Origin of the sequence: Lentilactobacillus kefiri, from assembly GCF_007989105.1 — a bacterium.
Taxonomy (GTDB): Bacteria; Bacillota; Bacilli; order Lactobacillales; family Lactobacillaceae; genus Lentilactobacillus; species Lentilactobacillus kefiri.
Genome location: NZ_BJVK01000001.1, coordinates 112,521 through 126,946, shown reverse-complemented (window position 1 = coordinate 126,946; position 14,426 = coordinate 112,521). Strand labels below are relative to the sequence as shown.

General features: G+C 42.3%; 13 protein-coding genes and 1 riboswitch. Of the genes, 1 reads left to right on the top strand and 12 read right to left on the bottom strand.

The genetic code is table 11. The annotated features are described in order from the left end of the window. Nucleotides 1–6: 6 nt before the first annotated feature. The gene (locus tag LKE01_RS00640; protein WP_057962371.1) at nucleotides 7–1,923 is read right to left on the bottom strand and encodes an ABC-F family ATP-binding cassette domain-containing protein; all 1,917 of its coding nucleotides are present in this window, start codon (nucleotides 1,921–1,923) and stop codon (nucleotides 7–9) included. 7 nt (nucleotides 1,924–1,930) lie between these two features. After that, the gene (locus LKE01_RS00635; RefSeq protein ID WP_057962372.1) at nucleotides 1,931–3,142 is read right to left on the bottom strand and encodes a CCA tRNA nucleotidyltransferase; all 1,212 of its coding nucleotides are present in this window, start codon (nucleotides 3,140–3,142) and stop codon (nucleotides 1,931–1,933) included. 130 nt (nucleotides 3,143–3,272) lie between these two features. Between LKE01_RS00635 and LKE01_RS00630 the strand changes: the two genes are divergently transcribed. Then, nucleotides 3,273–4,163: a YitT family protein gene (locus tag LKE01_RS00630; RefSeq protein WP_057962373.1), complete on the top strand. Its 891-nt coding sequence runs from the start codon at nucleotides 3,273–3,275 to the stop codon at nucleotides 4,161–4,163. Between the two features lie 79 nt (nucleotides 4,164–4,242). Here LKE01_RS00630 and LKE01_RS00625 read toward each other — a convergent pair whose 3' ends face one another. The 10 genes from LKE01_RS00625 to LKE01_RS00580 form a co-directional block, all read right to left on the bottom strand. Next, nucleotides 4,243–5,499 (bottom strand): tetratricopeptide repeat protein, encoded by a 1,257-nt coding sequence (locus LKE01_RS00625; RefSeq protein WP_095344833.1) that lies wholly within the window; start codon nucleotides 5,497–5,499, stop codon nucleotides 4,243–4,245. Nucleotides 5,500–5,566: 67 nt separating this feature from the next. Further along, complete coding sequence (gene hbs, locus LKE01_RS00620; protein WP_020280300.1) at nucleotides 5,567–5,842, bottom strand: non-specific DNA-binding protein Hbs; 276 nt, start codon at nucleotides 5,840–5,842, stop codon at nucleotides 5,567–5,569. Nucleotides 5,843–6,049: 207 nt separating this feature from the next. Further along, entirely contained in the window at nucleotides 6,050–7,357 is a 1,308-nt protein-coding gene (gene der, locus LKE01_RS00615; protein WP_057962832.1) for a ribosome biogenesis GTPase Der, read from the bottom strand. A 97-nt stretch (nucleotides 7,358–7,454) separates the two neighbouring features. Beyond that, nucleotides 7,455–8,708 carry a 30S ribosomal protein S1 gene (rpsA, locus tag LKE01_RS00610; RefSeq protein WP_054768886.1) on the bottom strand — a complete coding sequence of 418 codons (1,254 nt, stop codon included), beginning with the start codon at nucleotides 8,706–8,708 and terminating at the stop codon, nucleotides 7,455–7,457. Nucleotides 8,709–8,791: 83 nt separating this feature from the next. After that, nucleotides 8,792–9,469 (bottom strand): (d)CMP kinase, encoded by a 678-nt coding sequence (gene cmk / locus LKE01_RS00605; protein WP_057962833.1) that lies wholly within the window; start codon nucleotides 9,467–9,469, stop codon nucleotides 8,792–8,794. A 50-nt stretch (nucleotides 9,470–9,519) separates the two neighbouring features. Next, nucleotides 9,520–10,176, bottom strand: a complete 657-nt coding sequence (locus LKE01_RS00600; RefSeq protein ID WP_057962834.1) for a LysM peptidoglycan-binding domain-containing protein — start codon at nucleotides 10,174–10,176, stop codon at nucleotides 9,520–9,522. A gap of 65 nt (nucleotides 10,177–10,241) precedes the next feature. After that, the gene (locus LKE01_RS00595; protein ID WP_057962835.1) at nucleotides 10,242–11,699 is read right to left on the bottom strand and encodes a RecQ family ATP-dependent DNA helicase; all 1,458 of its coding nucleotides are present in this window, start codon (nucleotides 11,697–11,699) and stop codon (nucleotides 10,242–10,244) included. Next, the gene (locus LKE01_RS00590) at nucleotides 11,689–12,747 is read right to left on the bottom strand and encodes a helix-turn-helix domain-containing protein (RefSeq protein ID WP_057962836.1); all 1,059 of its coding nucleotides are present in this window, start codon (nucleotides 12,745–12,747) and stop codon (nucleotides 11,689–11,691) included. The genes LKE01_RS00595 and LKE01_RS00590 overlap by 11 nt, the downstream gene beginning before the upstream one ends. Nucleotides 12,748–12,854: 107 nt before the next feature. After that, nucleotides 12,855–13,439, bottom strand: coding sequence for an ECF transporter S component (locus tag LKE01_RS00585; protein WP_054768888.1), 585 nt, complete (start codon nucleotides 13,437–13,439; stop codon nucleotides 12,855–12,857). A gap of 87 nt (nucleotides 13,440–13,526) precedes the next feature. Beyond that, a riboswitch (FMN riboswitch) is annotated at nucleotides 13,527–13,648 on the bottom strand. A gap of 40 nt (nucleotides 13,649–13,688) precedes the next feature. Further along, entirely contained in the window at nucleotides 13,689–14,417 is a 729-nt protein-coding gene (locus tag LKE01_RS00580; protein WP_054768889.1) for a pseudouridine synthase, read from the bottom strand. Nucleotides 14,418–14,426: the final 9 nt, after the last annotated feature.

The window sequence follows — 14,426 nt, the reverse complement described above, 5'->3', positions numbered from 1 at the left end:
GTGTAATTATTCGGCGTATTCACTTAGATATTCCCAACGCTTCATCTTTTTATCGGCTTCTGCAGATAATTTATCCTTTTTAGCCTGAAGATCAGCGAGTTTATCATAATCTGAGCCGTTGGACTGCATTTGCTTATCAATATCTTCAACCTGAGACTCAAGCTTTTCAATATCGTCTTCGATATGATCGTACTCAATTTTTTCAGAGTAGGTCAGCTTCTTTTTAGTCTTGGTATCGGATGAGTGGGTATCACTTTTGGCAGCCGGCTGGGAATCCGTCTTCTCAACGGAAGCTTTGGCCGGTTTTGCTGTCTGTTTGGGAGCCTTTTTTAATGAAGCTAAATAGTCTGTGAAACGGCCCCGATGCTCTTCAATGACGCCGTTACCTTTAAATATCAACAGTCTATCGGCAACTTTGTCCAAGAAGTAACGGTCATGGGAAACGGTAATAACTGTCCCTTGAAATTTGGAAATATAATCTTCCAAAACCGTCAGTGTGGCAATATCCAAATCATTTGTCGGCTCATCCAGCAGTAAAACATTTGGCTGCTGCATCAACAATTTCAAAAGATACAACCGTCTCTTTTCACCACCGGAAAGTTTCCGGATCAATGTACCGTGCATAAATCTTGGGAACAAAAATTCTTCCAGCAATTCAGCAACACTAATCTTGTTTCCGGTATTATCAGTCACCTGTTGACCAACTTCACTTAAATAGCTGATGACCCGTTTATCTTCGGGAATTGGTTCGGTTAACTGGGTATAATAAGCAATCTTAACGGTTTCACCAACTTTGATGATTCCGGAATCAAGCTTCAACCGGCCGGCAATAACGTTCAGCAGACTGGTCTTTCCGGCACCATTTTCACCGCTGATTCCAATCCGCTCGTTTGGCTGAACCAAAATGTTGAAGTCCTTCAGAATGGTTTTGCCGTCAATCGTCAGATTGGCGTCCTTCATTTTAAGAACTTCTTTTCCAAGTCTGGTTTGACCCAAAGAAATATTCACGTTTTGATCCAATTGAAGATTACCGACGTTATCTTTGAGATCGTTAAATCGATTGATTCGGGCCTGTTGCTTTGTTGAACGAGCTTTGGCACCGGTCTTCATCCATGCCAATTCTTGCTTGTAAAGCTGCTGGGTCTTATGTTCAGCTTGAATTTCGCCCTGAACCCGGGTTGCTTTTTGCTGAACGTATGCTTGGTAATTACCTTCATACTGGTAAAGTTTACCAAACGATAATTCCCAAATCTTGTTGGCAACATGGTCAAGGAAGTATCGATCATGAGTAACAACAATTAAAGACCCCTTGTAACCGGCCAAATAATTTTCCAACCAGTCAATTGAGTTAAAATCAAGATGGTTGGTCGGTTCATCCAGCAACAGTAAGTTTGGCGCCTGAATTAAAACCTGAGCCAAGCCAACCCGCCGACGCTGACCTCCGGATAGTTCGGAAATCTTTTGATTATAGTCGGTAATCTTGAGTTGGTTCAAGATCGTTTTAACATCATTTTGAGCATTCCAGGCATCCTCTTCATTCATTCGAGCTTCAGCCTTGGTATACCGCTTGGTGGCATCCGCATCTTCAGGATGAGCAGAATATTCTTTTAAGGCTGCCTCGTAATTTCGAATGGTCCGGTAAACTGCCTGTGAACCTGAGAAAACGGCATCCATAATGGACAAATTGTTATCCAATTCCGGATCCTGTTTTAAATAACCAATCGTGTAAGATTTTGAAGTAATGATATCACCGGTTGAATCCTGGTCAAGGCCGGAAATAGCATTTAGTAAAGAGGTCTTTCCGGTTCCGTTGGTTCCAATTAACCCGATTCGATCGTGTTCGTTGATGATAAAGTTCAGCTTATCAAATAACGTTTTTTCACCGTACGTTTTTGTTAGATTTTCAACACGCATTGTTTGCATTCAGTTATCAGTCCTCATTTAGAAAGTTAATCGCTGCGTTAACAAGATTCTCGGGTTGATTGAGAATCTTGCCGGCAACGACACTGTGTTCAAGATAATCCAAAACCTTGCCAAGTTGCGGACTGGGTTTTAAGACACCTCGTTTGATCAAATCACCACCAGTTATTCGAAGCTGTTTCTTGTTTTTGATTGGCAGATTATTATATCGCTCTTGCAGTCCAGCAGTTTTTGCCTGATCTGCGGTCACGATTACGGCGTTGTCAACATTGGCAGCGCCCGCGTGATATAAGTCGGCATTTGAAACATCATGCTTAGCAATTGAAAAAAGCAATTCAGTGGTAAGTATAACATCATTAATTATTTTATTGGCAGTCTTCCACTTTTTCAAAAATGAAGAAATCTGTTTGGCAGAAAATCCAAATTTAAATGCCAACAAGGACCAAACTTGGGCCTCATTGGTCAGGTGAAATTTGCTGGCAACAATTTCTTGGAGCTGAGGCAAATAATCTTTTAGAACCGGAACATGCTGATATAAATTGGTCTCAAGCATGATATTCAAGCCATTTTCGGCATCAACTCCGAGCATCATTTTGACAAATTCAGTGTGGGAACGCTCAACCGCAATTTTTTCCAAAAGCGCGCTGTGCTTTTTAATACCGGCCATTGTTGCATCCTCGATGCGAAAATCAAGCTGGCTCGCAAATCGAACTGCCCGCATCATTCTCAATGCATCTTCGTTGAACCGCTCGTTGGGATCGCCGACTGCCCGAATGATTTTTTTCCTAATATCGGCCAAGCCGCCGAACAAGTCGGTAATTTGGCCATCCTCAGCTAATGCCAGGGCATTAATCGTAAAATCACGGCGTTTTAAATCTTCTTTTAATGAACGCACAAACGTTACCTTATCCGGGCGTCGATAATCCTGATAACCTGACTCGGTTCGAAAAGTTGTAACCTCATAACCGGTTCCGTGGTCAAGGATCATCACCGTGCCATGCTCGATTCCGGTATCAACTGTTCGCTTAAATAATGATTTAACTTCGCTTGGATACGCACTGGTTGCGATATCAACGTCGTGAATTGGCCGTTTTAAAATCGTATCTCTGACCGAACCACCAACGAAGTAAGCCTCGTAACCCGCAGCCTCAATTTTTTGTAAAATTGGTAATGCCTCATGAAACTCTTTGGGAATCTCTACCATCCGCACAATAATCGCCATCCATTTAATATTTATCCTTATGTAATTTTAACAGAAATTCGACGTGAAACAAAAAGAACGCAGAAATGATTGCCAATCTTGAACTAGAATTGCTATGATAAGTTGTCAGATCATTCAGGGAGGAAAAACGATGGCTAAAAAAGAAAGCCGCTTTAAACTTGATATTTCATTTGTCGACCTGTTCGTCATTGCGGCAGGAACAGCAATTTATTCGTTCGGAATTGTCTTCTTTAACATTTATAATCATTTAGCTGACGGTGGTGTTACCGGTATTACGCTGATTTTACGGGCATTATTTCATATTGACCCGGCCTATTCAACAATCCTGGTCAACGTGCCATTGTTTGCAATTGGCTATAAATTTCTCGGTAAGAAAGACATGTTTTACACTTTATATGGCACGATTGCCTTGGCAATCTTTTTATGGATTTGGCAGCGGGTGCCAATCGTGATTAATATTGACCACGACCTCCTGCTTTCGGCCATTGGTGCCGGTTTGTTCGGCGGTTTTGGCTGTGGAATTGTTTACCGGTTTGGCGGGACAACGGGTGGTGTGGATATTGTTGCCCGCCTCTTTGAAAGATTCAAAGGGGTTCAAATGGGGCAAACACTTCTAACCATTGATGTGATTGTTTTGCTGTCATCATTGATTTATTTAAATATCCGCCAGATGGCATATACGTTAATTTACGTTTGGATTTTTTCAGTGATTGTCAATTTCACCCAGCGTGGTGCTTACACGGCTCGAGGAATTCTGATCATCAGCAATGAATCTGAGAAAATTTCAAATGCCATTCAAGAAGAACTGCACCGCGGGGTTACCTTTCTCAATGCCGAGGGTGGCTACTCACATAAATCCAAGCAGATTGTCTACTGTGTCGTTTCACCCAGTGAACTGCATACGTTAAAGAAACTGGTTGAATCCATCGATGAAGAAGCCTTTATTTCGATTATCGAAGTCAACGAAGCGATTGGTGAAGGATTTACTTACAAACGACCAAAGCGTTTCAAATTAATATAACTCAATATGTAGTTAAGGGACCGCCGAATGAATCGGTGGTCCCTTTCTTTTGTGTGGATTGTAAAATCAATATTTTAATTTATTCGAACTCGTCCCACATTGCTTCCATTTCAATATCTCCTGGAACAATGTCCAGATACTTCTTAAGGTATTTGCGTTCCTCATCGGGTTTGCCGGCTTCCCGGTAGAATAATGTTGCCCGCTTGAGAAATTCAGGATTATCCGACAATTCATTGGCCGCCAATTCGTAATTCTTGGCAGCTTTTTTGGTATCACCGGTATTTTGATAAGATAATGCCAAATTGTATGCCAAGTGTGCATCGACGACGTGTTCCTCAAATACCCCTTCCAGAAGCGTCAAATTGTCGCTGTAACGCTCGTGGGAAACATACCAGTCAGATAGTAAGGTTAAGATCTCCATGTCGTCAGGGGCGATTTCATGGCCTTTTTTCAAATACTTCAAAGCCAGATCGTCCTCATTGGCCATTAACGCAATTTGACCGGCTTTCTGCCAAATCTTTTCGTTAAATTGGTCAATCGAAATCCCTTCTTGGATAGCCTTTAAGGCTTCATCGACCCGTTTCAAATTAACAAAAGAGTCAGCCAGGTAAGGATACAGTGAACTATATTGCGGATCGGAATCACGCAAATCCTCAAATGCCTTGATGGCCTTTTGGTATTCTTTTAAGTTGAAGTAGGTGAATGCCAGTTCAAACTTAACATCACTGTTCATATTAATCGGTTTGATTTGTTCCAAATAACCGATTGCCTGTTCGAACTTACCGATTTCAGCATAGGATACGCCCAGCCGTTCAACCAGGTTGACGGAAGACATCTCCAATGTTCCGGAAGTAATTAAACTCAAGTATAAATTGATGGCTTTCCGATAGTTTCTGGTCGTAAAATAGAATTCAGCGAGTGCAAACTTGATGACATCCTCATCAGGGGCCAATTTTTGGGCCTCTAAGAGCTTTTGCTCACTGATCTCGAACATTCCCTGGGTCTGGTATAAATCGGCCGCTACCATCAAAGAACGGACGTATTCGTCGGAGTCAGATGAAACCTGTGATAAATAATTAAGGGCTTTATCATCCTTATCGTCATCAATGGCTAATTCAGCCAAATTAATTTTTAATCCATCATCGTCAGGATATTTTTTAAATAGTTTTTCGTAAATAGTATTTGAGTAGTTGGAAAAACCAAGTGAATACAGCTCTTCAGCAAGCGAATACAACAAATCATCCGAATCATTGTCCAATGCCTGCTGAAATGATTTTTTAAAATCATCGATTTGGCCGCCTTCAAGTTGATCAAGTGCCTTTTTTGAATAACTCATGTTTGTCCTCCAAAGTGTATAAAAAAAGCCAGCCCGACAAATGCCGTTCTGGCTTAACAGATGAATACTATTTAACAGCATCCTTGAGCGCCTTACCAGGTTTGAAAGCTGGTACCTTGCTTGCAGGAATTTGAATTTCTTGACCTGTTTGTGGGTTACGGCCCTTACGAGCGGCACGTTGACGTACTTCGAAGTTACCGAAACCGATCAATTGAACTTTGTCACCTTTTGCTAAACTAGCTTGGATTGATTCAAATACTGCATCCACAGCTGATGTAGCATCTTTTTTAGTTAAACCAGTTGCAGTTGCAACGTTGGTTACTAATTCTGCTTTATTTGCCATGAGTGTATTCACCTCCCTCAAAGATAGGTATGTAAAACATTGCAAGTCAAATTCCGAAGAATTTGGAATGCTAAAACAACGCCTTTCGTAGCATCATTTCTTTTTCAAAGATAGCATAAGAATGCCGTCATTGCAATGCTTTTGGCAAATTTAGTGCCGATAAACGCCTAAATATCAAGATTTCGTTAAAAATTGGTCACTTTTCCCTTACTTTCGGCTTCTTTTGATGATTTTGATCGGTGTTCCGGTAAAATCAAAATTATCACGAATTTGATTTTCAAGGAACCTGACATAAGAGAAATGCATCAAATCTGGATTGTTGACAAAAACCACAAAAGTTGGTGGCCCGGATTTGACTTGAGTTGCGTAATAAATCCGCAGCCGTTTACCATTGACGGTTGGGGTTGGATGGACCGCAACGGCATCCATAATGACATCGTTCAAAGCAGAAGATTGAACCCGCTTTTCATGATTGTCATAAGCCCGTTTAATTAATTCCGGCAGCTTTTCCACTCGCTGCTTGGTAACCGCGGACACGAAGATGATTGGGGAATAAGCCATGTATTGAAACTCATTACGAATCAATGTTTCAAAGTCCTGCTGAGTGTGGTTGGTCTTTTTGAGTGTATCCCACTTATTGACAACCGTGATAATCGCTTTCCCGGCTTCATGAGCATATCCGGCAACCTTCTTATCCTGCTCACGGATGCCTTCTTCAGCATTCATAACAAACAAGATAACGTCACTTTGGTCAATGGCTTTCATTGCCCGCATCACGCTATAACGCTCGGTATTTTCGTAAACTTTTCCACGTTTTCGGATTCCGGCAGTATCAACCATCGTGAACTTGATCCCATCAGCCTCAAATCGAGTGTCAATGGCATCCCGAGTCGTTCCCGCGATATCTGAGACAATAACTCGGTCTTCACCCAAAAGGGCGTTAACCAGTGAAGATTTCCCAACGTTTGGGCGACCGATAATACTGAATCGAATGTCGTCGTTGTCAGTTTTTTCATCCGTCTTGGGGAACTTCTCAACAACTTTGTCGAGTAAATCACCTAATCCAAGACCATGGACCCCTGAGATTGGCATCGGATCGCCAAAACCAAGAGAATAAAAGTCGTAAATATCTTCCCGACTTTTTGGATTATCAACTTTGTTGGCTGCCAGAACAACCGGTTTGTCACTTTTGTATAAGATCTTGGCAACTAGTTCATCGTCAGCTGTGACACCTTCTTTACCACTCACGATGAAGACAATGACGTCGGCTTCATCAATGGCAATTTCAGCCTGACTCTTAATCTGAGTTGCAAATGGTGCATCACTAATTTGAATACCACCTGTATCGATCATGGCAAACTTTGTTGCAAGCCATTCACCGTGAGAATAAATTCGGTCACGGGTAACACCAGGTGTATCTTCGACAATTGAAATTCGATCACCGGCAATCCGATTGAAGATTGTCGACTTTCCAACATTAGGACGGCCAATAAATGCAACTGTTGGCAATGCCATATAAATCCCTCCCTTGCTAAGTAAATTCAGAAAGAAAAGAGCTGGGACAAAACTTACGTTTTGTTTCCAGCCCCTTTTCATGATTTAAAAATAATGATTATTTGTTATCATCATCGTCATTGTTGCCGGATTTCTTCAATTCGTCACCAATGATGTCACCCAAAGTAAAGCCGGTTTCTTCTTCCGGAGCATTACTGATTGGACGATTATGAGATTGACGTGATGGTCGTGATGGTCGTTTGTTTGACTTCTTTGGCTTGTCTTCTCCTTCTGGAGCATCAGTCAAAGCTTTAATTGATAATGCCAAACGCTTTCTGTCAGTATCAACGTCAAGAACCTTGACCTTGATCTTCTCGCCGACCTTCAACACATCGGCAGGAGTGTCAATGTGTTCATGAGCGATTTGAGAAATATGAACTAATCCCTCAACACCTGGGAACACTTCAACAAAGGCACCAAAGTCAACAAGGCGCTTAACTGTACCTTCAAGGACACTACCAACAGGTGCTTTTTCTTCGATTCCGTCCCAAGGTTCTGGAAGAGTTTGTTTGATAGAAAGTGAGATTCGGTTACGATCGAAGTCAACTGACAATACCTTAACTTTAACCGTTTGGCCAACTTTAAGGACATCAGAAGGCTTATCAACACGTTCATAAGCGATTTGAGAAACATGAACCAATCCGTCCATGCCGCCAAGGTCAACGAACGCACCAAAGCTGGTAAGACGAGCAACGGTTCCTTCAACAATGTCGCCTTCATGAAGGGTTTGCATTAACTTTTCACGTTCTTCTGCCTTGGCAGCTTGAACGATAGCCTTATGAGATAAGATAAGGCGGTTTTCAATTGGATCAATTTCAATAATCTTTAATTCAAGATCCTGACCCTTAAATTGATTCAAATCATCAACATAGTGGTCTGAAATCATTGATGCAGGAACGAATCCACGGACACCGGCATCGACAACCAAGCCGCCTTTAACAGCTTGACTGACTTTAGCAGTGATGGTTTCACCGTTCTTTGACTTTTCAGCCAATTCATCCCAAACTTTACGAGTTTCGAGACGCTTTGATGAAAGCAGGAAGCTTCCGCCTTCTTTGTCGCTTCCGATACGGGAAGTAACAACCAGCTTGAGCTTGTCGCCCTGCTTAATATCATCAACACTTTGGTCTGATGAAAGTTCACGTGGTGGAACAACACCTTCAACACCTGAACCTTCAATACCAACAATCAATTGTTGGTTGTCATCTTTGGCTAAAACTTCACCAGTAACGACATCGCCAACTTTTACTTCATTAACGCTGTTTAAAGCGTTTAATAAATCATTCTTATCATTATTTGCATTTTCACTCATCAAACAATTCCTCCTTGAAACAACTCTAATCATAATTTTATCTTAAATTGACCAATATTACCAGTCAATTGACTAATTAGTTGCTATTTCAATGTTTTATTTATCACATTTGCGATTTTTTCGACCACTTGATCAATCGAAAGTGACGTCGTATCAATCTCTACAGCGTCAGCTGCTTTTGTAAGCGGTGAAATTTTTCTATGAGAATCTTTATAATCTCTGGCTTCAATTTCCATTTGAAGTTCATCAAGCGGCGTATTGATTCCTTTTTGAATATTTTCTTTGTATCGACGTTGAGCACGTTCTTCAACACTTGCGATCAAAAAGATTTTAACTTCGGCATCCGGCAGGACAGATGTTCCAATATCCCGACCATCCATCACAATGCCACCGTCCTTGGCAATTTCCTGCTGTTGAGCACTCAATTGTTTACGAACTTCGCCAATCGCAGCAACCGCTGAAACTGAATTGGTCACGTCTTCTTGACGAATGGCTTCCGTAATTTCCTTGCCGTCGATGAAAACCTTTTGGCCATCATCGCTGGGTTCAAAAGTCATTTTGGAAGATTTAACAATCTTTGCAATCCCGGCAAGGTCATCAAACGAGACCCCGGTTCGAATTGCCTTTAAAGTAATTGCCCGGTACATTGCACCGGTGTCACAATACACGTAGTGAAATTGTTTGGCAACCAGCTTGGCAACTGTACTCTTGCCAGCGGACGCCGGCCCATCAATTGCTACTTGTAATCCATTTTTTCGCATTCTAACATTCCTTACCTGACATTATTTTTAATGGAACATGATTCCAGTGCCTATTTTACTCTCAATCGCTGTCCTGGGTAAAGCTTGGAACTGGAAGTTAAGCCATTCATCTGCATCAGTTGGGCAGTGGTCAAACCGTTATTGTAAGCAACTCGAAACATCCCCTGGCCCGCCTTAACGGTGGCATACTTATGACTGGAAGACGATTGAGTCTGACTGCTTGCAGAGGTGGCCGTTTGTCCTGACTGCTGTGATTGACTGGTTGAACTTGTCTGGGTACGTTGAGACGTGCTCGTCGTACTGGACTTTGCTGCCGGTTGCGTCTGGGCAGCCTTCTTTGGCTGGGCAGTTGCCTTATGGGCACTGCTCTTTACAGCCGGCTTGGTTTTTGCAGACTTTGTTTGGGCTTTATTCGCTGAAGATGATTTTTTTTTTGCGTTATTTTGCCGAACGACTCTTACGGATGAAGATGCGGCACTCTTTGAATCATTTCCCATGGCACTCTGACGAACCAAACCGTAAACTAACGCGACAACCGCAACAATAATAATCAATGCTGCTAAAATTCCTGTGATCAAATGGTGACTTTGGCTCTGCTTTCTCAGCTTTACTCGAGAAAGATTGCCATTTTCATCACGATCCTCTGAAAATGTTTGGTTCCAAGGCTGGTCTTCCCCAGTCTTTTTATGTTCATCATTCGAATTCATATGAACCCCCCTCTTAATCAGGATATAGACAAACTTATTTTATCATTAAATTCAATAAAGGGACCTTAATTTTTTAATAAAAACAGCTTGTCAATCACTTCCTGCCAACTTTTTGGTTTACTTTTGGCAGATTTGAGTGACTGATTAAGATATTTTTCGTTAAACGACTGCCAGTTGTTCCAAAAATCAATATCATGGTCACAGCAGAATTCCTTGTTCTTTAGAGTTGCGGAAACCCGCTCGTTAAAATACTTCAGCAGGTCATCCCGGCGACAGCCGTCTTGGTAGACGTATTGCACCATGGCACCCAATTCAGTTATCCGCCGCTGTCGTGAATGTTCAAAAATCCCCATCGTCTGATCCAAAGAATAGCCGTTATCATGATAATATTTGACGACTCTAAACTGATCGTCATTCGTTAATGCTTTGGGATGTTGAAATAAGTATTTTAGGATGTTTCTCTCCGGAATCGTGTTGGCAATCAAATTCATTTGAAGATACCGATCATTGGGTTCGTATAAGAGAACCGCCAAACTCGGTTTTTGGTCCCGGCCGCATCTGCCAATCTCTTGGACGTAGCTTTGGATATTGGCCGGTAAATGGTAGTGAATGACAAACCGGATGTCATCCTTATCGATTCCCATACCAAAAGCACTGGTGGCACAGACAATGTCAAGATTGCCATCCATAAACTGCTGCTGGATATGAAAACGCGTCTGGTTGTCCATCCCCCCGTGATAAGCCATCACCTGACGACCGGTCTTGACGGCCAAATTCACCGCAGCTTCCTCAGCTTTGCTTTTACTGGAAAAATAGATAATTCCCGGTCCGTGCAGTTTGGACACCAAATCAATCAGCTCCCGGTCTTTTTCCTGCTGATTTGCCAAAACCTTGGCACTCAGAAAAATGTTGGGCCGGTTTACCGGCAAAACAACCTGCTGGACGTCAGCAGAGTCAAAATTCATGTGGTTGATAATATCTGCTTTAACGACGTCAGTGGCAGTTGCGGTCATCATCAAAGTAAGTGGCCGTCCAAGATTTTGCCTGACCTTGCCCAAATTAAGGTAATCCGGTCGAAAATCCGGGCCCCATTCTGAAATGCAATGGGCTTCATCAACCACAAACAAGCCGATTTTCAAACTCTTAATCTTTTGAAAGACCTGTTCATTCGCCAACATCTCCGGGGAAACATAGATGAATTGATATTGATTTAAGCGACTTAAAATAATAGCCTTTTCTTGAAAATCCAGTGCAGACGTCAATGCCACCACCCGTTTTGAACCCAGGTACTGCAGGCGGCTCACTTGATCAAACATCAGTGAGATCAATGGTGAAACAATGACCACCCGCTGATGGGTAACCGCCCCATACATTTGATAAAGCAGAGTCTTACCGCCACCGGTTGGTAAAATTGCCAAAGTATTTTGATTGGCAAATAAATGTCGTAAGATCTCTTCTTGTCCCGGACGAAAGGAGGTAAAGCCAAAATCTCTTTTTAAAATGTCATGCAAATTAATTTTCATCAGCTAATTTACTCCTGTATATCTGAAAAAGCCGAAATTCAAAGAACGCCAAATGAGGAAACACTTTGGAAGCATCTGCAAAAGACCATTCACCAACGTCTTCCGGTGAGTTGTCCGCCAACCGTTTCCAGAGATCGGGGGCAATCAAAGATTGATAAGGAAAAGCGTTGATTGGTGACATGATGGCCATTTCCAGTAAATGTTCGTACACGGTTGTTAATTTGATACCCCTTTGTTGGGCAATTGTTTTAAAGTCTCCGCTTCCCTGTTTGACAAATAGGTCAAAGGTTTCTTCGGCGCTCTTGGCAACCACCGGCTTATCCAGTCCGAATGTCAACTGCAACAACGGATTATCTTTAGGCAGCTTCAACAACTCCTGCAGCAGCATCCCATACAGCTGGAGCCATTGCAGCTGGACAATCGTCGCATGGGTATGTTCAGCGGCAGCCACCTGTTCTCCGGTCAAGCCCGAAAAATCATGACCGACCAAACTTTGAGTAAATGCATCAGCTAATTGGTTATCGCCCAGTCCACTCAAAAAGTCGTTTAACAGATCATGGAACTGTTGAGGCAACTGATGACGCTTATTTTGGATAAACCAGCGTTTTAACAATTGATCTTCAAAATAGTTGATCGATTGCGGATAGTATTTGTTGTTGGAATAACTATATTCGGACACAATTTGAACGGCGAAAGTAAACCGATGCATAAACTTCGCAACATCGTATCGGGATCCCACCGCCAAATTCTTTAATGGCAATAGCTGGCTTTGAAAATCCAGTTGTTTTTTGACGCCTTTGGAAGTGAGTCGAAAGCGGAAATCATCATCGGTTTCAACTAGGCCATCGTTCTTCAATTGTTTTAAAGCAGCGCTGTCCTCTTCAAAGCTGACGCCGTGCAGTGAATCAACAAAGTCCAACATGCCATATTGTAATGCCCAATACAGATTGGAGACCGTCCGTCGCCCACGAAGCGTGTTTTTAATGGCTTTGACTCGTCGAAACTGCGTGGGACTGCCAAATATTAACAAAAGAATGCTTAATTCCATGGATGGCCTCCGAAATAAAAAGCCAGTTCAAACTGTCAGTTTGTCCTAGCTTTTAAGATTACTCACTATTTAATTATATACGAATTGCTTTGAATATATACCTTAATTTATCGGAGCTTGAGCCGCGGCAGGAAACTCTGCTTAATTAAGATAAAGATTCCACCTACTACAACGCCCTTAATGAAGTTAAATGGCACAACCCCGGATAAGATAACCGTTGCCAGTGGGAATCCAAGCTTCATGCCCATCAGCTTCATATAAGGTGGAATGACACCCAGCCAATTGGTCAATGACATCACAATTGTCAGCAAAATTGCCATCAAAAGAACGATCAACGCAGCTTTCTTCCAACCATGGGTGAATGAGAAGAACCGGTCACCCAAGTAATAGGCCCAGATGAGCACCAGGGATGAAATCAATGATGATCCCACGCCGATGAAGTTAATGACATCCGCTCCGGTTGTGACCCAGTAAAGCAAGGCCTTGAGACCAGCGATTGTCATGCCGCCAACGGGTCCGAACAGAACCGTTCCCAACAAAATTGGCATATCGGCCAAATCCAATCTCATATATGGCACGATCGGAATAATTGGAAGTGAAAGAAACATGAGGACATAAGACAGCCCCGCTAAAACCGACATCTCTACCAAACGAGTTGTTGCCAACTGTGTATGCTTACCACTATTTTCCATTGAAAAAACCTCTCCTCCAATGGTCAATCTTCAAAATAATGCCCTGACAAAAAGAATTTGTCAGGGCATTACAAAAAGCGTGTAAAATTTAATCTTCTACATACCAGACTTTACTGTCGGCACTGGAATTTCACCAGCTCAGCACGATCTCTCGTGTGTCGCGGACTATCACCGCCGGTCGGGAATCACACCCTGCCCTGAAGATAAACCAATTTATTTAATTCAAATATATCAGAATTAAACCAGATGTCAACGATTTGTCTTGTCGGTCATTTCTTTCAACTCTTCAACTTCATGTGGCTTAAGTGGTCGATAGTCGCCTGGCTGTAATCCTTTAAGGGTTAAGAAGCCATAAGTTTCCCGACTTAATTTTTCAACCGGATGGCCGATTTTTTCAAACATATTTTTGACTTGGTGATTGCGGCCTTCATGAATTGTCAATTGAACAATTGAAGAATCCTTGTTGGTCCGAATCAGCTTAGTCTTGGCTTTGGCAGTCTTTCGATGCTCGATGACCACACCGGTTCTTAAGTGTTTCAAATCATCGTTTGTGACGATACCTTTAACCTTGGCAACATAAGTCTTCTCAACCTCATACTTGGGATGGGTCAACCGATTATCCAAATCACCATCGTTGGTCAATAGCAGCAAACCAGAAGTATCGTAATCCAAACGGCCAACCGGATAAATTCTTTCCGGAACCTCGTCCAAGATGTCGACAACTGTCTTTCGGTGCTTATCATCAGTAACCGCCGTGATCACACCGCGGGGCTTATACAACAGATAATAAACGGGGGCTTCTTTAGAAATTGGCACCTCATCGACTTTCACTTCGTCATTTGGGGTGACCTTGGTACCAAGTTCTTTAACAACTTCACCGTTGACCTTTACATGCCCGGTTGAAATTAAAACTTCAGCCTTTCGTCGAGATGCAACCCCGGCATGGGCAATGACTTTTTGCAAACGTTCTTCGTTCATAAATTTACC